20 protein-coding genes and 2 tRNA genes are annotated in these 22637 nt (G+C 67.2%); 17 read left to right on the plus strand and 5 right to left on the minus strand.

What is annotated here, in order from left to right:
- The first annotated feature begins 146 nt into the window (after window positions 1-146).
- From ODR01_RS01365 to ODR01_RS01380, 4 genes are all read left to right on the plus strand, one after another.
- Window positions 147-1550, plus strand: a complete 1404-nt coding sequence (locus tag ODR01_RS01365) for a TolC family outer membrane protein (protein ID WP_316975795.1) — start codon at window positions 147-149, stop codon at window positions 1548-1550.
- Window positions 1551-1634: 84 nt separating this feature from the next.
- Window positions 1635-3905 carry a type I secretion system permease/ATPase gene (locus ODR01_RS01370; RefSeq protein ID WP_316975796.1) on the plus strand — a complete coding sequence of 757 codons (2271 nt, stop codon included), beginning with the start codon at window positions 1635-1637 and terminating at the stop codon, window positions 3903-3905.
- Window positions 3906-3935: 30 nt separating this feature from the next.
- Complete coding sequence (locus ODR01_RS01375; RefSeq protein WP_316975797.1) at window positions 3936-5231, plus strand: HlyD family type I secretion periplasmic adaptor subunit; 1296 nt, start codon at window positions 3936-3938, stop codon at window positions 5229-5231.
- A 79-nt stretch (window positions 5232-5310) separates the two neighbouring features.
- Complete coding sequence (locus ODR01_RS01380; RefSeq protein ID WP_316975798.1) at window positions 5311-6294, plus strand: aldo/keto reductase; 984 nt, start codon at window positions 5311-5313, stop codon at window positions 6292-6294.
- Between the two features lie 47 nt (window positions 6295-6341).
- On the opposite strand, the gene ODR01_RS01385 is transcribed toward ODR01_RS01380, so the two are convergent.
- Window positions 6342-6417, minus strand: a tRNA-Ala gene (locus ODR01_RS01385).
- A gap of 163 nt (window positions 6418-6580) precedes the next feature.
- Between ODR01_RS01385 and ODR01_RS01390 the strand changes: the two genes are divergently transcribed.
- The 8 genes from ODR01_RS01390 to lepA all read left to right on the plus strand — a co-directional run bounded on the left by ODR01_RS01390 (window position 6581) and on the right by lepA (window position 13630).
- Window positions 6581-6883: a YggT family protein gene (locus ODR01_RS01390; protein ID WP_316975799.1), complete on the plus strand. Its 303-nt coding sequence runs from the start codon at window positions 6581-6583 to the stop codon at window positions 6881-6883.
- Window positions 6876-7208, plus strand: a complete 333-nt coding sequence (locus tag ODR01_RS01395) for a DUF167 domain-containing protein (protein WP_316975800.1) — start codon at window positions 6876-6878, stop codon at window positions 7206-7208. The genes ODR01_RS01390 and ODR01_RS01395 overlap by 8 nt, the downstream gene beginning before the upstream one ends.
- Window positions 7201-8100, plus strand: coding sequence for a bifunctional methylenetetrahydrofolate dehydrogenase/methenyltetrahydrofolate cyclohydrolase FolD (gene folD / locus ODR01_RS01400; protein WP_316975801.1), 900 nt, complete (start codon window positions 7201-7203; stop codon window positions 8098-8100). Before ODR01_RS01395 ends, folD begins: the two co-directional genes overlap by 8 nt.
- Window positions 8101-8499: 399 nt before the next feature.
- A complete protein-coding gene (locus ODR01_RS01405; protein ID WP_316975802.1) occupies window positions 8500-8784 on the plus strand; it encodes a FeoA family protein in 285 nt (94 codons plus the stop codon).
- Window positions 8781-11189 carry a Fe(2+) transporter permease subunit FeoB gene (gene feoB, locus ODR01_RS01410; RefSeq protein WP_316975803.1) on the plus strand — a complete coding sequence of 803 codons (2409 nt, stop codon included), beginning with the start codon at window positions 8781-8783 and terminating at the stop codon, window positions 11187-11189. Before ODR01_RS01405 ends, feoB begins: the two co-directional genes overlap by 4 nt.
- A 4-nt stretch (window positions 11190-11193) precedes the next feature.
- Entirely contained in the window at window positions 11194-11433 is a 240-nt protein-coding gene (locus tag ODR01_RS01415; RefSeq protein ID WP_316975804.1) for a FeoC-like transcriptional regulator, read from the plus strand.
- A 50-nt stretch (window positions 11434-11483) separates the two neighbouring features.
- Entirely contained in the window at window positions 11484-11795 is a 312-nt protein-coding gene (locus ODR01_RS01420) for a PGPGW domain-containing protein (protein WP_316975805.1), read from the plus strand.
- Between the two features lie 32 nt (window positions 11796-11827).
- The gene (gene lepA, locus ODR01_RS01425; RefSeq protein ID WP_316975806.1) at window positions 11828-13630 is read left to right on the plus strand and encodes a translation elongation factor 4; all 1803 of its coding nucleotides are present in this window, start codon (window positions 11828-11830) and stop codon (window positions 13628-13630) included.
- Here lepA and ODR01_RS01430 read toward each other — a convergent pair.
- Window positions 13627-14064, minus strand: a complete 438-nt coding sequence (locus ODR01_RS01430; protein ID WP_316975807.1) for a hypothetical protein — start codon at window positions 14062-14064, stop codon at window positions 13627-13629. The two genes, lepA and ODR01_RS01430, sit on opposite strands and share 4 nt — an antisense overlap.
- A 90-nt stretch (window positions 14065-14154) precedes the next feature.
- On the opposite strand from ODR01_RS01430, the gene ubiT reads away from it, so the two are divergent.
- From ubiT to ubiV, 3 genes are read left to right on the plus strand one after another with little or no spacing between them, the layout of a single operon-like run.
- Window positions 14155-14835 carry a ubiquinone anaerobic biosynthesis accessory factor UbiT gene (ubiT, locus tag ODR01_RS01435; protein WP_316975808.1) on the plus strand — a complete coding sequence of 227 codons (681 nt, stop codon included), beginning with the start codon at window positions 14155-14157 and terminating at the stop codon, window positions 14833-14835.
- Window positions 14832-15821 carry a ubiquinone anaerobic biosynthesis protein UbiU gene (gene ubiU, locus ODR01_RS01440; protein ID WP_316975809.1) on the plus strand — a complete coding sequence of 330 codons (990 nt, stop codon included), beginning with the start codon at window positions 14832-14834 and terminating at the stop codon, window positions 15819-15821. Before ubiT ends, ubiU begins: the two co-directional genes overlap by 4 nt.
- A 7-nt stretch (window positions 15822-15828) precedes the next feature.
- Window positions 15829-16740: a ubiquinone anaerobic biosynthesis protein UbiV gene (gene ubiV / locus ODR01_RS01445; RefSeq protein WP_316975810.1), complete on the plus strand. Its 912-nt coding sequence runs from the start codon at window positions 15829-15831 to the stop codon at window positions 16738-16740.
- Window positions 16741-16763: 23 nt separating this feature from the next.
- On the opposite strand, the gene ODR01_RS01450 is transcribed toward ubiV, so the two are convergent.
- Window positions 16764-17462, minus strand: coding sequence for a cytidylate kinase-like family protein (locus ODR01_RS01450; protein WP_316975811.1), 699 nt, complete (start codon window positions 17460-17462; stop codon window positions 16764-16766).
- Window positions 17463-17652: 190 nt separating this feature from the next.
- On the opposite strand from ODR01_RS01450, the gene ODR01_RS01455 reads away from it, so the two are divergent.
- A tRNA-Ser gene (locus ODR01_RS01455) sits at window positions 17653-17743 on the plus strand.
- Window positions 17744-18210: 467 nt separating this feature from the next.
- Here ODR01_RS01455 and ODR01_RS01460 read toward each other — a convergent pair.
- Both ODR01_RS01460 and ODR01_RS01465 read right to left on the minus strand, forming a co-directional pair.
- Window positions 18211-18612 (minus strand): RidA family protein, encoded by a 402-nt coding sequence (locus ODR01_RS01460; protein ID WP_316975812.1) that lies wholly within the window; start codon window positions 18610-18612, stop codon window positions 18211-18213.
- Between the two features lie 431 nt (window positions 18613-19043).
- A complete protein-coding gene (locus ODR01_RS01465; RefSeq protein WP_316975813.1) occupies window positions 19044-22037 on the minus strand; it encodes a class I SAM-dependent DNA methyltransferase in 2994 nt (997 codons plus the stop codon).
- Between the two features lie 365 nt (window positions 22038-22402).
- Here ODR01_RS01465 and ODR01_RS01470 point away from each other — a divergent pair, with 365 nt between their 5' ends.
- Window positions 22403-22630 carry a hypothetical protein gene (locus ODR01_RS01470; RefSeq protein ID WP_316975814.1) on the plus strand — a complete coding sequence of 76 codons (228 nt, stop codon included), beginning with the start codon at window positions 22403-22405 and terminating at the stop codon, window positions 22628-22630.
- The last annotated feature ends 7 nt before the right edge of the window (window positions 22631-22637 follow it).

The raw sequence follows: 22637 nt of genomic DNA on the forward strand, positions 1-22637 counted from the left end.
GGGGGGATTCAACCGTTGATTTTGCCGCGCGGCATTCGCCTCACGGGAAGGGGGCGCAAAAAGAGACAAGGCGAGGGGTTGGGCCTCTTGTTTTTTCTCGCTTGAGTATAAGGTATCGAGGGTTGGAGCTGTTGAGGGGGAAACTCGTGATTCCGTTCGCTGAAGTCGGTAGCGAGGCGATGCGCACCGCGCACGCCCCGGTTTCTGGTTGCCGAGTCGGCCGCTGGGGATACCCCGTGCTGGCCGGCGTGGTGGTCGGCCTGCTCGCGTTCGCCGGGGCTGACGGCTGGCGTTCCGCGCAGGCGCAGGAATTGCGTGAGGCGGTCGACATGGCCGTGCGCACCCACCCGCTGGTGGCCTCCACCCGCGCCGGATACCGGGCGGCCGGCGAAGGCGTCAAGGAGATCGAGGGCGAGTTCCTGCCCTCGCTCGATCTCTCGGCCGATACCGGCTATCAGCGCGCCCACCGGCCGGTCGGCTCGTCGGTCGACCAGAACCTGTGGCGCAACAAGCAGCGCCTGGCGCTCACCCAAATGCTTTACGACGGCCAGGGAACGACCAATCGCGCCGAGTCCTCGCGGGCGACGGCCGAGGCCGCGCAGTTCGAGGTCCAGGCGGCGGCGACACGGATCGCCCAGCGCGCCATCAAGGCCTATCTCGATGTCGCGCGCGACCGCCAGCTGATCGAGTTCGCCGGCGCCAACATCGATCTGCACAACCGGATTCTGGGGGACGTCTCGGAAGCCGCCCGCACCGGCGGCGGCTCGGAATCCCGCGTCGCCCAGGTCAAGACCCGCCTGTTCAACGCCCAGTCGCAGCGCCGACGGGCCGAAGGCAACCTCAAGAATTCGATCAGCGCCTATGTCGAGGCCATCGGCCAGATGCCGGGCAACCTCCAGGATCGCCCGTTCCCGCAATCGGCGCCGCCGGCAACGGTGGATGCCGCCATCGCCGAGGCGATGAAGAACAACCCGACGCTGCTTTCCTCGATCGAGGAGGAAAAAGCCAGCAAGTTCACCGCCGAGGCCGAACGCAGCGCCTTCCTGCCCAACCTCGACCTCGAATTCGCTCACGAGCGGCGCGACGGCGTGGACGGCACCAGCGGGCATGAAACCGATTCGACCGCATTGGTCAAGCTGTCCTGGAACTTCTACAAGGGCGGGTCCGATCAGGCGTCGGTGCGCCGCGCGCTCGAACGCGCCAGCGAGGCGATGTACAAGATCCATGAAATCGACCGCCAGATCCGCCGTGAACTCGACGTCGCGCTCAACGACTATCAGGTGACCCGCGACCAGGTGGCCCTGCTGCGCGACCGCGTGGCGACCGCCCAGGAAGTCACCACCGCCTACGGCGAACAGTTCCGGCTGGGCCAGCGCACGCTGATCGAGCTTCTCGATTCCGGCAACGAGCTTTTCCTCGCCCGCACCGAACTGGCGTCGCGGGAATACGACCAGATCCTTGCCGCCTACGAGTTCCTGGCGGTCAAGGGCACGCTGTTGCAGGACTTGGGCGTTCGAGTCGATATGGAAGCCGCCTCGGCGCCAAAATAGGACGCGGGCGACATCCCCGATCATTCGCGTTCCCGACCGGTCGCCGGATGCCGGCGTGGAACTTGAGTTGCGACGAATAGCGATATGACCGCCGAGAACGTCCTGAAAACCGGCACCCCCAAGCCCCGCCAGGGGACCACTCCCCCGGCCGCCCAGCCGGCCGAGACGCTGTCCTTCGACGGCGACTTCGCCGGCAGGGACAACGGATGGCCGGACGCCGCCGTCGGCGAGGCGGCGGCCGACGGCGACGACCCGCTGCTGTCCTGCCTGCTGTTTCTGGTGGCCTATCACGGGCAGGCGAAATCGACTTCGGTCCTGCTGTCCGCCCTGCCGCGGCCGGAGGGCCGGATCTCGCTCGACCTCTTCCGGCGTGCCGCCGGACGGGCCGGCCTGTCGGTGCGGGTGGTGCGGCGCAGCCTGGGGCGCATCCATTCGTGGACGCTGCCCGCCGTCCTGACGACGAAGGACGGCGGCGCCGTCGTCCTGCTCGGCACCTCCAGGCAGGGGCGCTTCCAGATCACCGCCGGCGACGCCGGCGAGGGCACCACCGAACTGGCCGATGGCGAACTGGAGAAGGCCTATTCGGGCTTCGCCATCCTGGTCAAGCCGGAGGTCGATCTCGGCGGCGAGCGGACCGGCGCCGACCTGGATCGGCCGCGGGCCTGGTTCTGGGGAACGCTGGCCCGCAACGGCTGGACGTACGCTCAGGTCGGGCTGGCCTCGGTCGTCATCAACCTGTTCGCGCTCGCCAATCCGCTGTTCACCATGAACGTCTATGACCGCGTTCTGCCCAACAACGCCGTCCAATCGGGCATCGCCTTGGCCATCGGCGCCGGGCTCGCGCTTTTCTTCGACTTCCTGCTCAGGAATCTGCGCGGCTGGTTCATCGATTTCGTCGGCCGCCGGGCCGACGTCATGCTGGCCTGCCGGATCTTCGATCAGGTCCTCGACCTCAAGGCCTCGCACCGCCCGGCCTCGTCGGGAGCCTTCGCCAGCATGCTGCGCGAGTTCGAGACGGTCAGGGACTTCTTCACCTCGGCGACGCTGGCCGCCTTCATCGACCTGCCGTTCTCGCTGCTGTTCCTTGCCGTCATCGTGATGCTCAGCCCCCTGATCGGCCTGGTGCTGGGCTCGGCGATGTTCCTGGTGGTGTTCTGGGGCGCCTTCGTGCAGTTCCCGATCGCCAGAAGCGTGCGCCACCTGATGACGCACGGCGAACACAAGCACGGCGTGCTTGTGGAAAGCCTTTTCGGATACGAAACGATCAAGATGGTCGGCGCCGAAGGTCGCATGCGCGCCAAGTGGGAAACGGTGGTCGGCCAAAGCGCCGCCATCGGCCAGCGGATGCGGCTGTTCAACAACCTGGGCGTCAACTTCGTGCAGTTCATCCAGCAGGCCAGCGTGATCGGCATCGTCGTCATGGGCATGTTCCTGGTCGCCGACGGCGGCGTCACCTCCGGCGGGCTGGTGGCGGCGGTCATCCTGTCGGGCCGGGCGCTGGGGCCGATGGCCCAGGTGTCGCAGCTGATGATGCGCTTCCACCAGACCTGGAGCTCGCTGAAATCGCTCGACGCCGTCATGCAGGGTCCGGTCGAGCGGCCGGCCGACGCCACCTTCCTGCACCGTCCCGACTTGCAGGGCCGCATCGAATTCAAGGGGGTGACGTTCCGCTATCCCGGCACCGACTACGACGTGCTGAACGACATTTCCTTCACCATCAATCCCGGGGAAAGGGTCGGCATCGCCGGGCGGGTCGGTTCCGGCAAAAGCACCATCGCCAAGCTGCTGGGCGGCCTCTATGCGCCGACCTCGGGGGCGGTGCTGCTCGACGGTACCGACCTGCGCCACATCGAGCCCAGCGACGCCAGGGCCAGCATCGGCTTCGTGCCCCAGGACGTCTTCCTGTTCAAGGGCACGATCAAGGAAAACATCGCCATCAGCGTGCCCCGGGCCAGCGACGACGACATCGCCCGCGTTTCCGAGGAGCTGGGCCTGCACGACTTCGTCGCCCGCCACCCCCTGGGCTACGACCTCCAGGTCGGCGAGCGCGGCGGCGGGCTGTCCGGCGGCCAGCGCCAATCCGTCGCCCTGGCGCGCACCCTGCTCAAGGACCCCACCATCCTGGTGCTGGACGAGCCGACCAACTCCATGGACACCGCGACCGAGAAGCGGGTGGTCGACGTGCTGACCCGCGTCGCCGGCGGCAAGACGATCATCCTGGTCACCCATCGCACCTCGGTGCTCAAGCTCGTCAACCGCCTGATCGTGCTGGACAAGGGCCGCATCGTCGCCGACGGGCCGAAGGACAGCGTACTGGGCACCCTCGCCAAGGGCGACGTGAAGGCCGGCCGGTAGCGCGCCATGGAATCCTCCGATACCGAATTCATGTCAGAGCTTCGGGCCGCGGTCAGCCGCCGGCCGAGCGTGATGGCCAACATGATCCTGCTCTCGGTGGTCGGCTTTTTCACCCTGGCCATCCTGTGGGCGGCATGGGCCGAGGTCGACCAGGTAAGCAGCGGCGAGGGCCGCGTCGTGCCGTCCCGCCAAGTGCAGGTGGTCCAGAACCTGGAAGGCGGCATCGTCTCCGAACTCCACGTCCGGGAAGGCGATCTGGTGAAGAGCGGGCAGGTCCTGATGCAGCTCGACACCACGCAGTTCTCCTCGGACTTCAATGAAAACCAGATGAAATTCCTGGGCCTGCAGGCGGTGGTGACCCGGCTTCGGGCGGAAATCGACGGCACGCCGCTCAAGTTTCCCGAGGAGATCGAAAAGCAGCTGCCCAAGGTCGCCGGCACCGAACGCGACCTTCATCTCTCGCGTTCGCGCGAACTGGCCGCCGCGCTGGCCAAGCTGGATTCCCAGCACCAGCAGCGCCTGCACGAGATCGACGAGGCCAAGGCCAGGGTCTCTCAGTTGCAGACCTCCATCAAACTGGGCCGCGACGAACTGGCCATCATCGAGCCTCTGGTGGCGAAGGGGATCAACGCGCCGGTCGAGGTCATCCGGCTGAAGCGCGAGGAAAGCCAGAACATGGGCGACCTCGAGGTGGCGAAGAAATCGATCCTCAAGCTGTCGGCCTCGATCGACGAGATCAAGGAGGGGATCAAGGAAGTCCGCGCCCAGTTCCGCAGCCGCGCACTCAAGGAACTGAACGAGGCCCAGGTCAACATGGCGGCGCTGGGTGAATCCCTCACGTCCCGCGACGACAAGCTGAGGCGCACGGTGATCCGCGCGCCCGTCACCGGCGTCGTCAAGCAGTTGTTCATCAACACCATCGGCGGCGTCGTGCGTCCCGGCATGGATCTCCTGGAAATCGTCCCCGCCGAGGAGAACCTGATCGTCGAGGCGAAGCTGAAACCGGCCGACATCGCCTTCATCCACCCGGGGCTGGATGCCGTGGTGCGCTTCACCGCCTACGACTACACCATCTTCGGTTCGCTGGCGGCGACGCTGGACCAGATCAGCGCCGACACCATCCTCGACGAGGAGAAGAAGGAGCGCTTCTACGTCGTCCGCCTCAAGGCCAAGACCACCAGCCTGCTCGACAAGCAGGGAAACCCGCTGCCGATCATCCCCGGCATGACGGTCAGCGTCGACGTCAAGACCGGCAAGCGCACCATCCTTCAGTACCTCATGAAGCCCTTCAACAAGCTGTCCGGCCAGGCCTTCCACGAACGGTGACGCCGGGCCGGCGTTTGGGCTTGCCTAAATCTGCGAACGGTTCTTAACTGGCCGGGTGGGAGTTAGGCTGGGGGATGCCATGAAAAGACGCCGCTTGGGCACACGGGGACCCGAGGTCTCGGCCATCGGGCTTGGCTGCATGGGCATGACCATCCGCTATGGCGAACCCAACGACGAGGAATCGGTGGCCACCGTCCACCGCGCGCTGGAGGCCGGCATCGACCTCATCAACACGGCCGACGCCTATGGCCAGGGCCGCAACGAGGAACTGGTCGGCCGGGCGCTGCGCGGACGGCGCGACAAGGCGATCCTCACCACCAAGTTCGGCAACATCCGCAACCCCGACGGTTCGACCGCCGTCAACGGCAAGCCGGCCCACGTCAAGGAGGCCTGCGAGGCCAGCCTGAAGCGGCTGGGCACCGATTACATCGATCTCTATTGCCTGCACCGGGTCGATCCCGCCACCCCCATCGAGGAGACCGTCGGCGCCATGGCCGACCTGGTGGCCGCGGGCAAAGTGCGCCACATCGGGCTTTCGGAAGCCGGGCCACAAACGCTGCGCCGGGCCCACGCCGTCCATCCGCTGGCCTGCCTGGAAACCGAGTATTCGCTGTGGTCGCGCGACGTCGAGGCGGACATCCTGCCGGCCTGCCGGGAACTGGGTATCGGCTTTGTCGCCTATTCGCCGCTGGGCCGCGGTTTTTTGACCGGCGCCATCCGCAAGGCCGGCGACCTGATCGAGGCCGACCGCCGCCGCGCCCACCCGCGCTTCGCCGAGGAAAACATCGCCCGCAACCTGAAAAAGATCGAAGTCCTCGAAGCGGTTGCCCGCGAAGCCCAAGCCAGCCCGGCCCAGGTGGCGCTGGCCTGGCTGCTGCAACAGGACGACGACATCGTCCCCATCCCCGGCACCAAACGGCGCACCTGGCTTGACGCCAACATCGCCGCCGTCGACCTCACGCTTGGCACCGACGCCCTTAACCGGCTGTCCGATGCGTTTCCTTTGGGCGGCACCGCCGGCGACCGCTACCCGGCCGGGCAGATGAAGCGCCTGGGCCTTTAGACGCCGAAGGCGGCGCGATGCGCCGCCTCAATCGATGTTTGGGAAAATGGTGGAGCTGAGGGGGATCGAACCCCTGACCTCGACATTGCGAACGTCGCGCTCTCCCAACTGAGCTACAGCCCCACGCCGAAGAACCCGGCGACCGCCGGGCCCGCGGATAATGTGTCGCACGAGGGCCTCTGTCAAGGCTTGGCGCAAGCCTTTTCCCGGCCGCCCCCAAACCTTGCGCCGCCGTCGCCGGGACGATAGGTTAGCGGCCGGCGTGCCAGGTTCGGGAATCGGTTTCATGGACGTACTCTTGGGTCCCCTCTTCAATATCGTCATCACCATCGTCGAGCTTTACATGTGGGTGGTCATCGCCTCGGTCATCCTGAGCTGGCTGACCGCGTTCAACGTGATCAACACCCACAACCGTTTCGTCTACATGATCGGCACGGTCGTCTATCGCCTGACCGAGCCGGCGCTTCGACCCATTCGCCGCGTCCTGCCGAACCTGGGCGGGCTCGACCTCTCGCCCCTGGTGCTGCTGCTGGGACTGGTCTTCCTCAAGGAGGTCCTGATCAGATTGGCGTTGCGGGTCATTGGCTGAGACCGACGATTTTCTGGCGACGGCGGCGGGGGGCGTCGGCGTGCGCCTGGTGGTGACGCCCAAGGCGTCGCGCAACCGCGTCGAGGGGGTGCGCCGCGAGGCCGATGGCGGTGCCGTGCTGCGCGTCGCGGTGACGGCGGCGCCCGAGGACGGCAAGGCCAACGCCGCGGTGATCAAGCTGCTGGCCAAGATCTGGCATCTGCCGAAAGGCGCTTTTTCGATCCGCGCCGGGGCGGCCGCCCGGCGCAAGGTCTTGTTCATCGAGGGCGACGCCACCGAACTGGCGCGCCGCATCAGGAAGTGGGTGGAAGACGACCATGAGTGAAGCGAAGATCATCGACGGCAAGGCCTTCGCGGCCGGCCTCAGGCTACGCGTCGCCGCCGCCGCGGCCGAGTTGAAGACCCGGCACGGCCTGGTTCCGGGACTGGCGGTGGTGCTGGTCGGCGACGACCCGGCCAGCCAGGTCTATGTGCGCAACAAGGGCGCCCAGACCGTGGAGGCCGGCATGGCCTCCTTCGAACACAAGCTGCCGGCGGCGACCGGCCAGGCCGAACTGCTGGCCCTGGTCGCCAGGCTCAACGCCGACCCCGCCGTGCACGGCATCCTGGTCCAACTGCCGCTGCCCCGGCAGATCGACACCGAGGCGGTGCTGGCCGCCGTCGACCCCGCCAAGGACGTCGACGGCTTCCACCCCGTCAACACCGGCAAGCTGTGGAGCGGCGCCGCCGACGCCATGGCGCCGTGCACGCCGGTCGGCTGCCTGATGCTGATCAAGGACGCGCTCGGCGAGCTCAAGGGCAAGCGCGCCCTGGTGCTGGGCCGCTCCAACATCGTCGGCAAGCCGATGGCCGCCCTGCTGCTGGCCGAACACTGCACGGTGACGCTGGCCCATTCGCGCACCGTCGATCTGGCCGCCGAATGCCGCCGCGCCGACATCCTGGTCGCCGCCGTCGGGCGCGAGCGCATGGTCAAGGGCGACTGGGTGAAGCCGGGCGCCTGCGTCATCGACGTCGGCATCAACCGCATTCCCGCCCCCGAGAAGGGCGAAGGCAAGACCCGTCTGGTCGGCGACGTCGACTTCGAAGGAGCCGTCACGGTGGCCGGATCGATCACCCCGGTGCCCGGCGGCGTCGGGCCGATGACCATCGCCTGCCTGCTGCGCAACACGCTGATCGCCGCCTGCCACCAGAAGGGCGTGGCGGCGCCGGCGATCTAGCGTCCGTCGAGGGGTCGGCGGCATGACCGAGCTGACCGTCACCGTCCTCGCCGCCGCGCCTTGGTCGCCGCCCTTGGCGAACGGTCGTACAGGGGGCTCTATTTCCTGCGGAGCCTCGGCAGCCCGGCGGAACGGCCGGGGCATCGGGCCGGGCCGCATCGCCGCCACGCAATATCCCCCATATCGATCCGACCTCCCCAACCGTGGGTCATGAGGATCTCCGCCATCGCCACATAAAATCATTCAAAAACAAAAGGTTATGACGCTTTTTAGGAAAGTCTGCGGTTGCGATCAATTCGCATTTTCCTTGACTCCAAAGACCGTAAAGCCTATAGGGAAAAACGAAATTGATTATCAGTTTCTGCCCGGCTAAATACACTCGCGGTAGAAACGTGGCTGGTGAAGATCGTGTCAAACGACGCTTCTAAATCTTCCGGGAATCCCGTCTTTCCGCTGGCGGACGCCGTAGCCGGAGACCGCCTGATCATCGCCTCGTTCCATGCCGGCAGGGACATGAACCGCCGTCTGGCCGATCTCGGGCTGCCGATCGGTGCCCAGATCGAGGTGGTCCACCGCCAGCACGGCGGCCGCATGGTGGTCGCCCGCGATCTGTCGCGGGTCGCGCTTGGCGCCGGCATGACCGACAAGATCATGGTCACACGAACGAACGGAACCGCTGAATGAATCTGTTTCGGCCCTTCGGCTTCGCCGCCCGCAAATGCTGCGAGGTCAGCAGCGGCCCGACCGCCGAACCGGGCGTCGCCGCCTATTCCATCGCCATCGCCGGCAATCCCAACTGCGGCAAGACGACGCTGTTCAACGCGCTGACCGGTGCCCGCCAGAAGGTCGGCAACTGGCCCGGCGTCACCGTCGATCGCAAGGCCGGCCGCTTCGTCGAGAACGGCACCACGGTATCGGTCGTCGACCTGCCCGGCGTCTATTCGCTGGCGGTGGCGCCCGGCAGCGGCTCGATCGACGAGCGCATCGCCCGGGACTACATCCTGTCCGGCGAGCCCGACGTCATCGTCAACATCGTCGACGCCACCAACCTGGAGCGGCACCTGTACCTGACGGCGCAGATCCTGGAGATGCGGGTGCCCATGGTGGTGGCGCTGAACATGACCGACGTCGCCGAGCAATTGGGCATCGACGTCGACGTCGACGCGCTCTCGCAGCGCCTGGGCTGCCCGGTGGTCTCGATGGCCGCCGCGCTGGGCCGCGGCATCGACGCGCTCAAGGCCGCCGTCAACGAGACGGTGCGGGCCGGCCATGCGCCGACCCAGACGGTGGCCTTTGGGCCGGTGCTGGAGCCCGCCGTCGCCCGCCTCGTCAAGCTGGTCGGCGGCATTGCCAAGGAGCGCGGCCTGGATGCCCGCTGGCTGGCTGTCAAGCTGCTGGAGGGCGAGGGCATCGCCCGGCGGGTCACCGGCGGCATCGCCGACCTCATGGTCGGCAGCCTGACCGAGGAATTCAAGAAGGCCGGCGCCGAGGACCCCGACGTGCTGATCGCCGACAGCCGGTTCGGGTTCGCCCACCGCGTCGCCGCCGAATCGGTGCGCCGGCGCGGCCACGTGTCACGCACGACGTCGGACGCCATCGACCAGGTGATGCTGCACCGCTGGGCCGGCCCCCTGATCTTCTTCACCGTCATCTACGCGATGTTCCTGTTCACCATCAACCTGGGCGGCGCCTTCATCGATTTCTTCGACATCGCGTTCGGCACCGTCTTCGTCGAGGGCACCCGCGCCCTGATGACGATGATCGGCGCCCCGGAATGGCTGACCGCGCTGCTGGCCGACGGCCTGGGCGGCGGCATCCAGATCGTCGCCACCTTCATCCCGATCATCGGCTTCCTATACCTGTTCCTCTCGGCGCTTGAGGATTCGGGCTACATGGCGCGGGCCGCCTTCCTGGCGGATCGCTTCATGCGCGCCGTCGGCCTGCCCGGCAAGGCGTTCGTGCCCCTCATCGTCGGCTTCGGCTGCAACGTGCCGGCGATCATGGCGGCCCGTACGTTGGACAACGCCCGCGACCGCATCGTCACCGTGGTGATGGCGCCCTTCATGTCGTGCGGCGCCCGGCTGGCCGTCTATGCCCTGTTCGCCGCCGCCTTCTTCCCGACCGGCGGCCAGAACGTGGTGTTCGCCCTTTACCTGATCGGCATCGCCGCCGCCGTCGGCACCGGCATGATCGTCAAGCGCACCCTGCTCCGGGGCGAGAGCACGCCCTTCATCATGGAACTGCCCGGCTATCACCTCCCGCGACCGCGAGACGTGCTGATCCAGACCTGGAACCGCCTCAAGGTCTTCATCTTCGGCGCCGGCAAGGTCATCGTGCTGGTGGTCATGGTCCTGAGCTTCTTCAATTCGCTCGGCACCGACGGCACCTTCGGCAACCAGGACAGCGAGAAATCCAGCCTGAGCGCCGTCGGGCGCGCCATCGTGCCCGTCTTCGAGCCGATGGGAATCGGCGACGACAACTGGCCGGCCACGGTCGGCATCTTCACCGGCGTGTTCGCCAAGGAAGCGGTGGTCGGCACGCTGAACACCCTCTATTCCGGCCTCTCGGAAGCCGACGCCGAAGAGGGCGAGGCAGGCGCCGAAGACGGTTACGACTTCGTCGGCGGCATCGGCGAGGCCCTCCTCTCGATTCCGGCCAATCTGGCGGGGCTGGCCGGCGCTCTGCTCGACCCGCTGGGCATCGGCGCCGAGAGCCTTCAGGCGACGGTCGAGGACCAGGGCGTCGCGGGCGGCACCTTCGGCGCCATGGCCGAACGCTTCCACGGCCAGGCCGGGGCCTTCGCCTATCTGCTGTTCATCCTGCTATATACGCCGTGCGTCGCCGCCATCGGCACCATCGTCCGCGAGGCCGGCGGCCGTTGGGCCTTGTTCGTCTCCGCCTGGACCTTCGGCTTGGCCTACGGGGCGGCGGTCGTTTCCTACCAGAGCGTCACCCTGACCGACCACCCCCTGAGTTCGGCACTGTGGATCGGGGGTGTCGCGCTGGTCTTCAGCCTGATCGTCGCCGCGATGCGGGTGGGCGGCCAAGTTTCCAGACGCCACCGCGCGCTGGGTAACGAAGCGGGGTGAGGCGATGATCCTTTCCGACCTCAAGGCCTATCTGCGCGACCACGGGCAGGCCTCGCTGCCGGCCATGGCCCGCCATTTCGAGGCCGACGCCGAGGTGCTTCGCGGCATGCTCGACGTGTGGGTTGGCAAGGGCACCGTCCGGCTGCGCCCGCCCGAGGGCCATTGCGACGGCTGCACCGCCTGCCATACCCGCTGCGACGAAATCTACGAATGGGCAGCGGCGCCATCGGCCGGCCACGGCTGAAGGCCCCGGCCCCTTGCGCCGGCGGGCGACCCCCGCCATCTTCACATCCCATGGGTTTGCGTTCGCCTGAATGGCGCCGCTGGGCGCTCCTCATCGGTGGCTGGCTGTTCGTCGTTCTCGGCGTCGCCGGGCTGTTTCTCCCCTTTTTGCAGGGCTTCCTGTTCCTGTTCGTCGGCCTCGCCCTGCTGTCGCTGGCCTCGCCCCGTATGCGCTTGATGAGGATGCGCGTCGGCGCGCGATACCCGGCCTTCCGCACCGCCGAGGCGCGGGCGCGGGCGTGGATGCGCGAAAAGGGACGGCGCTTCGGCTTCGCCGGCCGCAAAACCGGGCCCGGCGATCGCCCCCCTTCATCCGGGTCATGACAGACGGCGGGCAACCTGATAAAAGCGCGGCCATGACCGATCTTGCGCACATCCGCACCTTTGCCATCATCGCCCATATCGACCATGGGAAATCGACCCTGGCCGATCGCCTGATCCAGTTGTGCGGCGGCCTGACGGCGCGCGAGATGCGCGAGCAGGTGCTCGATTCCATGGACATCGAGCGCGAACGCGGCATCACCATCAAGGCGCAGACGGTGCGCCTGGAATACACCGCGAAAAGCGGCGAGATCTACGAGCTCAACCTCATCGATACCCCCGGCCACGTCGACTTCTCCTACGAGGTCAGCCGCAGCCTCGCCGCCTGCGAGGGATCGCTGCTGGTGGTCGACGCCACCCAGGGGGTGGAGGCCCAGACGCTGGCCAACGTCTACATGGCCATCGACAACAACCACGAGATCGTTCCCGTCCTCAACAAGATCGACCTGCCGGCGGCCGAGCCCGAGCAGGTCAAGGACCAGATCGCCAACGTCATCGGCCTGGACGCTTCCGACGCCCTGATGATTTCGGCCAAGACCGGCCTGGGCGTGCCCGACGTGCTGGAAGCCATCGTCAAGCGGCTGCCGGCCCCGAAGGGCGACGATGCCGCCCCGCTCAAGGCGCTGCTGGTCGATTCCTGGTACGACCCCTATCTCGGCGTCATGATCCTGGTGCGCATCTATGATGGCGTGCTCAAGCGCGGCATGAAGATCCGCATGATGGCGGCCGGCACCGTCTATCAACTGGAACAGGTGGGCGTCTTCACCCCCAAGGCGAAGACCGTCGATCAACTGGGCCCCGGCGAGGTCGGCTATTTCACCGCCTCGATCAAGACAGTGGCCGACACCCGGGTCGGCGATACCATCACCGAGGACCGCCGCCCCACCGCCCACGCGCTGCCCGGTTTCAGGCCATCGATTCCGGTGGTGTTCTGCGGCCTGTTTCCGGTGGATGCGGCACAATTCGAAGACCTGCGCATGTCGCTGGACAAGCTGCACCTCAACGACGCCAGCTTCCATTTCGAGCCCGAGACCTCGGCCGGACTGGGCTTCGGCTTCCGCTGCGGCTTCCTGGGGCTGCTGCACCTGGAGATCATCCAGGAGCGCCTGGAGCGCGAGTTCGACCTCGACCTCATCGCCACCTCGCCCTCCGTCGTCTATCGCATCCACATGACCGACGGCTCGCTGGTCCTCCTCCACAATCCGGTCGACATGCCCGATCCGGTGCGCATCGACCACATGGAGGAGCCGTGGATCAAGGCCACCATCCTGGTGCCCGACACTTATCTGGGGGCGGTCCTGCAACTGTGTACCGAGCGGCGCGGCGTGCAGGTCGAGCTCACCTACGTCGGCAACCGGGCGATGGCCGTCTACCGGCTGCCGCTGAACGAGGTGGTGATCGATTTCTACGACCGCCTGAAGTCGGTATCGCGCGGCTACGCCAGCTTCGACTACGAGATGGACGGCTACCTTGAAGGCAAGCTGGAAAAGGTCTCGATCCTGGTCAACGGCGAGCCGGTCGACGCGCTCTCCTTCATCTGCCACGCCGCCTATGCCGAGCAACGCGGACGGGCCATCTGCGAGCGCCTGCGCGACCTCATCCCCCGCCAGCTGTTCAAGATCGCCATTCAGGCCGCCATCGGGCGCAATGTCATCGCCAGGTCCACCGTCAGCCCGCTGCGCAAGGACGTCACCGCCAAATGCTACGGCGGCGACATCACCCGCAAGCGCAAGCTTCTGGAAAAGCAGAAGGCCGGCAAGAAGCGCATGCGCCAGTTCGGCAAGGTCGAGATCCCGCAGTCCGCCTTCCTGGCGGTGCTGAAAAGCGGCGACAACTAGGGCTTGGCCTCTTCCTCCCGCTCGGCCGCCAGCCGGTCCCGGAAAGCCTGGAACTCCTTCTCCTCGGCCTCGGCCTGCTCGGCCAGGGAATCGTAGAGGAAAAGGGCGTCCTCCTCCTGCTGGCGGGTGGCATCGGGCTGCCCGCGACGAGGCCGGCCGAACCACAGCATCAGCCCGCCGGGAAGGCCGAACAGCGCCCACAAAGGCAACGCCAGAACGCTCGTCGTCAGCGGGTCCCACGCCCACGGCCCCAGCAGAGCCTCGAGCCGGATCTTGGTCACCACCAGGTTGCCCGGGGCCAGCGCATACCACACGTCGTAGGCCGTGAGCACGAGGCCGGCCCCGTGCGGTCCCAGGCGGGCCGCCGTTTCGGCGGCGGCGCCCAGCAGGGCGGCCACCAGGAACAGCCAGCCGAACGGAAAGAGCGCGCGCATGCGCCATCTTAGCCGCAACCACCGCGCCCGCGCCAAAGCAAAGTCGCCCCGCGGTTGCCCCGGTCGGGGGCGATGGGGTATAGCTGGAGCATGGACCGATCCCGCCGCCTGACCCCGCCCTTCTCGCCCGTCCTGCTGGCCGGCCTGGCTGCGCGACCGCTGCCGCCGATGGCCTTGCAGCCCGCGCTGGCGCTGGCCGTGCGCATCGTAAGGCGGCGCCATCCCGGCCTGTTCGACCGCTTGAAAGGCGTCGGCGCGCCGAGCTTTTTGATCGATCCCATCGACCTGCCCTTCGTCTTCCTGCTGGAGACCGACCCCGAACGGCCGCGCCTGATCGCGCTGTCGGAGGCCGACGGCGCCGTGCAGGCGGCCAGCGCCACCGTCCGCGGGCCGCTGATGACGCTGATCGACCTGGCGGAGGGACGGCTCGACGGCGACGCCCTGTTCTTCTCGCGCGACCTGGCGGTGGAAGGCGACACCGAGGCGGTGGTGGCACTGAGGAACGCCATCGACGACGCCGAGATCGACCTGACCGCCGATCTGGCGTCGCTTCTGGGACCCCTGGCCGGGCCGGCCCGCCTGGCCATCAACGGCGCCGCCGCCCTGGTGTCGCGGGCGGCCCGCGATCTGGAAACCCTGCGCGAGGCGGTGATCGCGCCGGCCGTGCGGCGCGCCGACGCCCAGGCCGCCGAACTGCGCGAGATCGAGCGGCGCATCGAAGGGGCCGGCGCCGCCCCCGGCCGGACGCGCCGGGCCGGCTCTCCCTCATGAGCCGGCGCCTGGATCTGGTCTGCCCGGCCGGCACGCCGGCCAGCCTGCGCGCCGCCGTCGACGCCGGGGGCGATGCGGTCTATCTGGGGTTCCGCGACGAAACCAACGCCCGCAACTTCCCCGGCCTCAACTTCAGCCGCGACGAGTTGAAGGAAGGCATCGCCTACGCCCACGAGCGCGGGGCCAAGGTGTTCGTCGCCGTCAACACCTATCCCCGGGCCGGCAACCTCGGCCCGTGGCGCCAGGCGGTCGACGACGCGGCGCGCCTCAAGGCCGACGCCGTCATCCTGGCCGACATCGGGCTTGCCGATTACGCGGCCCGCACCCATCCCCAACTCGGCCGCCACCTGTCGGTGCAGGCCTCGGCCTCCAACCCGGCGGCGATCGGCTTCTATCGCCGGGAGCTGGGGGTGCGCCGGGTGGTGCTGCCGCGGGTCCTCACCATCGAGGAGATCGCGGCACTGAATGCCGCCATCGAGGTCGAGACCGAGGTCTTCGTGTTCGGCGGCCTGTGCGTCATGGCCGAGGGCCGCTGCACGCTGTCCTCCTACGCGACGCCGTGTTCCCCCAACCGCGAGGGCGTATGCTCGCCGGCCGCCCACGTGCGCTACGTCGAGAAGGGGGACGCCACCGTCACCAAGCTGGGCGACTTTACCCTCAACGTCGTTCAGGGCGGCGAGCGCGCCGCCTATCCTACCACCTGCAAGGGCCGCTACCGGGTGGCCGGGGCCGAGCGCTACCTGTTCGAGGAGCCGGCCTCCTTGAGCGCCATGCACATGCTGCCCGAACTGGCGGCGGCGGGCGTCACCGCGCTCAAGATCGAGGGCCGCCAGCGCGGCCGCGCCTATGTGGCGCAAGTCGTGGCCGCCTTCCGCCGGGCCGTCGACGCGGTCGCCGCCGGCGCCCCGCTGCCGGCCGAGGAACTGGCCGCGATCACCGAGGGCGGCAAGCAGACCACCGGCGCCTACCGGCGAAGCTGGCAGTGAGGAACCCGTGAGCGCCGCCCGCCCCGCCCTGCTCAGCCTTGGGCCCGTGCTGTTCCCGTGGCCGGCCAAAGCGTGGCGCGACTTCTATTTCCGCATCGCCGACGAGGCCGACGTCGATTGCGTCCACCTGGGCGAGGTGGTGTGCTTCAAGCGCGCCGGCCTGCACGCCCAGATGATGGAGGCGGTGGGCGAGCGCCTGGCGCGGGCCGGCAAGGAGGTGGTGTTGTCCTCGCTGGCGCTGATCATGAACGAGGCGGAGCTCGACTCCGTGCGGACGCTGGCGGCGAAGGACGGCGCGCTGATCGAGGCCAACGACATGGCGGCCGCCGCGCTGCTGGCCGGCCGGCCGCACGCCATCGGGCCCTACGTCAACGTCTATAACGAGGGCACGCTGGCCTATCTGGCGGGACGCGGCGCGGTGCGCGCCTGCCTGCCGTTCGAGCTGCCGGAAACCTCCCTCGCGGCGCTGGCGGCGGCCTCGCCGGTGGAACTCGAGGTGCAGGTGTTCGGCCGCGTGCCGCTGGCCCTCTCGGCCCGCTGCTACGCGGCCAGGGCCCGCGACAGGAGCAAGGACGACTGCCGCATCGTCTGTCGCGAGGATGGCGACGGGCTGGCCGTCGACACGCTGGACGGCGCCGCTTTCCTGGCCGTCAACGGCACCCAGACGCTGTCTTCCACCTGCGCCAACCTGGCGGCCGAGGTGGGCCGGCTGCTGGCCATGGGAATCCGCCGCCTGCGCCTGTCGCCCCACGCCATCGACATGGTGGCGGTGGCCGAGGTCTTCCGCGCCGTCGCCGACGGACGCCTGGAAACCGCCGAGGCCGACGCCCGGCTGGCGGCACTCGCCAACGGCATGGCCTTTTCCAACGGCTTCTTCCATGGCGCCGAGGGCGCCGCCTTCATCGGCGAGGCCGAATAGCGCCAAGCCCGGCGACGGGCCGCTCAGCCGGCCGCCGCCGTCGCCTTGGGAACGGCAAGCCCGGTCGCTCCCTGCATGGCGACGATCATGTCGACCACCGGGTCCATCGACACCAGCTTGTCGGTGTTGACGACGAGATCGAAGTTGGTGGGGTCGTTCAAGCGCCGGTGGAACATGTCCCACACGAACTTGCCGCGCTTGCGGTTGCTTTCGCGCACCTTCTCCTTGGCCTCCTCCAGGCCGATGCCGTCCTCCGCCGCCACCCGGACGGCGCAGGCCTCGACCGAGCCGGTGATGCGCACGCGCAACGCCGGGCGGTTTTCGAGAATGACGTAGGCGCCGCGCCCGAGGATGATGCCGCCCAGGCGGTGCAGGGCGCGCACGGTGGCCGCCAGCTGGGCCAGATAGTCGTCGCGGCTGACGTTCTTGGCGAAGAAGGCGGCGTAGAGCCAGGCGTCGGCGGCGGTGACCGCGTATTCGTTGAGGCTGGACATCAGCTTCTTGTCGACCTTGGCCTGGCGGGCCACGGCGTCGAGGATTTCGGACCCGTAGACCTCGAGCCCCAGGCGGGCGCCCAGCGCGCGGGCCGCCGCGTCGCCGCCGCTGCCCATGGTCCGCGACACGATGATGGTGGGCCGGCGGACCTCGCCTGGCGGCCGTTCGTGGCCGGACTCGGCCGCCCGGACCAGCGCCCGCACCACGCCCTGTGCGTCGATCGACATCGTTCTCGCTCCTGCCCGGGCCACGCCTGGCCGGCCCGGATGGCCGATGCCTCGCGGCCTTCGCCGCGGGACCTCCCTGCGCCCATTGTGCGCTTTTCGGGCGTTCCAAGGCAACTCCGTCGGTGGCGGGCGGCCCGGCGCAAAACCGTTGCAGACGGCCCCTTCCTCGGCTAGGTTGGCGCCCCTCCAGGGAGGGATGGCCGAGCGGTCGAAGGCGCACGCCTGGAAAGTGTGTATACCCCTAAAGGGTATCGTGGGTTCGAATCCCACTCCCTCCGCCACCCTACGCCTTCGGCTTCGGGTGGCAGGCCACGACGTGGGCTGACAGCCGAAGGCGTTTGGGCGTAGGAGTGCCCTCCGAAGCCTTGGCGCAGGAGGGCTGGTTCCGCCCGGTATTTCCCCCTTCGGCTTCGGGTTTCTGCCGTCTCCTTGAAGTCCCATGCAGCCGCGGAAACCGAGGCCATCGCCCGCGAACGTGAACAAGACCTCAAGTCCGGCTCTGGTAAGGCGCCATAGGCTTGTCATCCTTTGTCGTCTCCTGTCGTCACGTGTCATCATTTCTGTCGCCGGACAGCCGCGGCGCCCTGTCGGAAGGCGAGCCCCAAGGCCGACGGCGGCATGGCGCGGACTCCCCGCTCAGGACCAAAAAGATATTTATGGAATATATGCCTATATAAGGGGCGAAAGTCAAGCCGAGGGGCCGGGACCTGCCCGGCGAGGCCGCGCAGCGGCGTTGCGCATCGGCACCCTAACCGGCAAGCGCGACGGTCGCTTCGATCTCGATGAGATAGTCGGGGTTGGCGAGTCCCGAGACGAAAACGCCCGTCACCGTCGGCGGGTCGGTGCGCTCGCCCCACACCTTCACCCAGGCGCCAAACGCCGCGTGGAGGTCCTGCCCGGCGAGAATATAGATTTTTACCTGGATGAGGTCCTCGACGCCGGCATCCGCCGCTTCGAGGCAGGTGACAAGGTTCTTGAGGGCCTGTTCGGTCTGCTTGGCGAGGTCGCCCTTGCCGACGACCTTGCCGTCCTTGTCGAGCGCGTTCTGCCCCCCGATGAGGGCGATCCGGGCGTCGGCGGGCAACACCACCATCTGCGTGAAGGCGGGGTTCTTGTGCATGGCGTCGGGATTGATGCGTTCAACCGGCATGTTCGGCTCCTTTGGCTTTGGCGCGGTGGCGCGCCCTCTTCATCAAGCTTCCGCGGCGCTGCCTCTGGCGCACCGCTGCCGTTTGCCGCCGAGGGAGGGATCAACGAACGTCCGCCCTCCATCCCGGCCAGCATCTGGAATCGGAAACGGACCGATCCGGGAATCCCCGCGATTCCGTCCGGCCGGAAAAGGCTCCAGACAGCTTTATTTAGCGACGCAACCGCAACGGTCTAGGGTGTCCGGCATGTCGGAGAGCATCCGGCCTGGCTTTCCAGGACATCGGCGGCGTCTACGCGACGGCGGGCGGCGCCGTGAAGGCCTATGGGGCCGTGGAAACCGACGCCATCGCCCGCGAACTTGAACGGTCCAGCTCGGGCAAGGCATTGGCCAAGAAACGCTTGCGGTAAGGCCGCGCGCGTCGCGAGGGCCGCTCAACCGACGGCATCGAGCGGTTCCGCCTCCCCGTCTTCCACGGGCGCCTCGGGGACGCCCGCTTGAGTTTCGGCGCGGGCGTGGTTGAGGGCGAGCAGTCGGGCCAGCGCATCCTCCTCGCCGATGTCGGCCGGCCAGCCATAGGCGGCGGCGACCGCCGCGTCGAGATCGCGATGCGCGTTATCCAGCCAGGCGGGACGCTGGTTGTAGAGGTTGGTCAGCGTTCGCATCTTCAACTCCGCCTCGGCCTTCGGCCCGACGGGCAGGATGCGGTCGGGGAAACCGGGAACTACCTCAGGTACGATCTTGATTAGGTCGGGCGGGTTCAGCCAGTTCCGCCGCAGCTCGTCTAGCCGTTTGGCCGCCGCCGCGATGGCCTGGGCGCGCGGGTCGGAGGCGTAGGCTGTAGCTGGAATGTTCGGGGTCATGCCTTCGGGAAAGGGGAAGGTATCAAAGCATGTCGTGATTGTGTACCGCGGATCATTCCCAACCCCATGCCACGAACCAACAGCGAGCGCCCATGCATTGTGAAAACGACTGCACAAAATACCGAAACAGACGTCATCGCTACGGACAATCACCTGTAGTTTGTGATCGGGCACAGTCGGGGGCTTCAACCAAGCAAATATACGGTGCTTGGAAACCTCCGGTGTCACTATAAATCGATACGCTGAGGTCAACGCGCGCCACATCCCTGGGCGCGGCTCTACATGCCTCCACCATAATCTGCGATACGCTTCCCTATTGTTCTTCAGTCGCACGGGCTTTACGGCTGTCTGGATGTACGTGAACGGCGCCTCATAGAAGGAAGCTGTGGTTTCATCCATCGTCCAGCCAAAGTCCACGATCCATTTGTCGGCGGCGCGACGGGATATATCCATGCCGTTGACCCATGGCCGCAACACGTCCGCGTTCGGGCGACCGTTCGGATTGAGCGGCAACAAGAGCCAGCGGCGGGCGATCTCGCCCGGTACATCGAATGCCCCGCCCTTCGTGTCGCCCATGAAGGCGACGCCAGCATTCTCCGCCAAACGGCGGGCGGTCGTCAGGTTGTTCAGGCCGCCGGTCAGGTCGGCGTTGATCCGTTCCACCACTCGACCATCAAGACGTGCCTGGATTCCCTGTTGCAACCCAGCGAAACATAGCAAAGACACTCGCACGGCCGCACCGTCCACCACCCAAGGCTCGTCGTCCCACGCTTCGAAAATGCCCCCCTCCGCGGCAATCGGGTCAAGAACGCGGCGATTGGCGCCACCCCGGATCGAGTTTGTGGAGACGAGGCCAGCCGCAGTCAGGCTGTTCTCCTTGATCAGTTCCCAGCCCTTGGCAAACCAATACGCGACAAGATCGGCCTCGGCCGGAACGCGCCCTTCATAGGCGGCGAACAGGCGTTCGACATAGTCATCCTTCAATGCCGCCCTTAGACGCTTGCCCCCAAGGAACGGTGGATTGCCCACCACCACGTCGGCCTCCGGCCAAGCAGCCTCCTTCCCCTCGGGCGTCAGCAGGGCGTCGCGGCATTCGATCTGGTCGAGGCGTCCGAGGATCGGCGCGCGCTTGACCAGGTAGTCGAAGGCGTTGCGCATCTGCCATTGCAGCTCGCCGATCCAGATGGTGACGCGGGCCAGTTCGGCGGCGTAAGGGTTGATCTCGATGCCCTTGACCGCCTGGGGCGTCACCCGCTGGTCGTCGAGCGGCAGGCCGAGCGCCTGTCCCTCCTTCAGCACCTCCAGGTCGAAGTCCTTGAGGTGGATAAGGGAGAGATAGAGGAAATTCCCCGACCCGCTGGCGGGATCGAGCACGCGAAAAGCGCCGAGGCGCGCCCGGAAGGCCGCCCAGGTTTCGCGCGCCGCGTTCTCGGCCCGCGTGCGCGCCGCATCGGATTTCGCCCGGTCGCGGGCCGCCCGGTGGGTGGCGATCTCGGCCTTCGCCGCCTGCCATTCGCGGCGCAGCGGCGCCACCACCACCGGCTCGATGATCTTCATGATCGTCGCCGGGTCGGTGTAATGGATGCCTACCCCCTTGTCGGCCGGATTGGCCACGGTCTTCCGGCTCTTTCCCGGCTTGGCCGCTGGGTCGAACAGCGAGGCCATCACTTCCCGCTTCTCGGGGTCGAGGCCCGCCTCGAACAGCGTGCCGAAGATCGAAGGTTCGATGGCGCTCCAATCGAGCCGCGAAGCATCGTGAAGGTCCCTGATCTCCACGTAGCCCAGCGGCAGCACCTCGTCGTCGTCGAACAGGCCGCCGTTGAACCAGGGGATGGAAACGGTGCCGAAGCGCCCGCCCTTGTCCTTCATCGAACGGAAAAGCTCGCGCAGCATGGGCTGGAAGCCGTCGGGCGATTTTGCCGATTCCTCCAGGATGTCGGCGAACACGCGGCCGGGCAAAAGGTCGATGTCCTCGACGAACAGACAGAAGACCAGGCGGTTGAGGAAGTGGGCAACCTTCTGCGGATCGTGCTTCTGGGAGCGGAGCTGGCCGGCGAGGGCGCCAAATTTCTTGGCCGCGTCGCGCGTCACTGCCTCGCGGGTAACGGAAGGCTTCAGCCTATCGGGGTCGGTAAAGCACCAACGAAGGGTTCGCCGGGCCTCGACACTCATCAGTTCGGGCAGATGGAATGTGTGCTGGACGGAGACGGCGCTGGTGAAATTGGTATGGATGCGGATCTCCTCCATGTCGGAGACGATCAACAGCGGCGGGTTTTCCAGCGCGTCGGCGTATTCCTTGAGCTGGGCGTAGGCCTTCACCAGGTTCTTGTGCGGCCCCTTGTATTCCCAGGCGAAACGGTCCTTCCGCCAAACGTCGGCGCGGCCGGGCCGGCCGTCCAGCTTGAGCACGCTTTTCTCGAAGGTATAGAACTCGCCGTGCGGGTCTTCCTCCTGCGGTTTCTTCACGTCCAGGAGGTCGCACAGATCGAGGAAATGCTCCTGGGCCGCGGACCGTTCCGTGCGGGTCGCGCCTCTCCACTTGGCGATGAATGCCTCGGGGGTCATGCCCTCTTTTCCTTCGAGCGTTATCCCGTCCCGCCGCGGGTGCACGGAAGGGTAACCTTTGCGACTTAGCGTGGCAATCACGTCCCCGAGTGGATTTGCCGGACCGCCTGGGTCATCACGCTCTCGCGCCGCCTATGCGGGGTGGCTTTCCCTTTCGGAGGATGCTAAAAAAGAAATTCGTTCACAGGTTGAATCCCATGCGCCCAAATGGCGGCGGGAGGAATTTCCTTTGAAGAGGACTGTGAGGAATTGAAACGGCCCAGGGAGGGATGGCCCCCATTGGACACATGGAACCAGTGAAACCGATCGTTTATGAGTTTTCAGCCTATACGTGTGCGGAGGGGAGGTCGCCGGAACCGTTTTCCATGGCGATCTCCACGCCCGAGGCCATTGACGAAATGCTCGCCGCCTGCCACCTGATCTGTCCGTTCGTGCGCCCCCGGCCGCTGACCATTCACGGCGTGGACGGAAACCAGGCGCTGGAACTGTCGCGGCGATTCGTCGAGAACTGGCTGCGCGAAGACGGCGTCCGCCTCGTCGACGCCGAGGGCCGGACCGTGCCGCTGCCGCCGGTGCCGAGGGTGGAGGCTTGATGTCGAG

This window comes from Shumkonia mesophila (assembly GCF_026163695.1).
Lineage (GTDB): Bacteria > Pseudomonadota > Alphaproteobacteria > Rhodospirillales > Shumkoniaceae > Shumkonia > Shumkonia mesophila.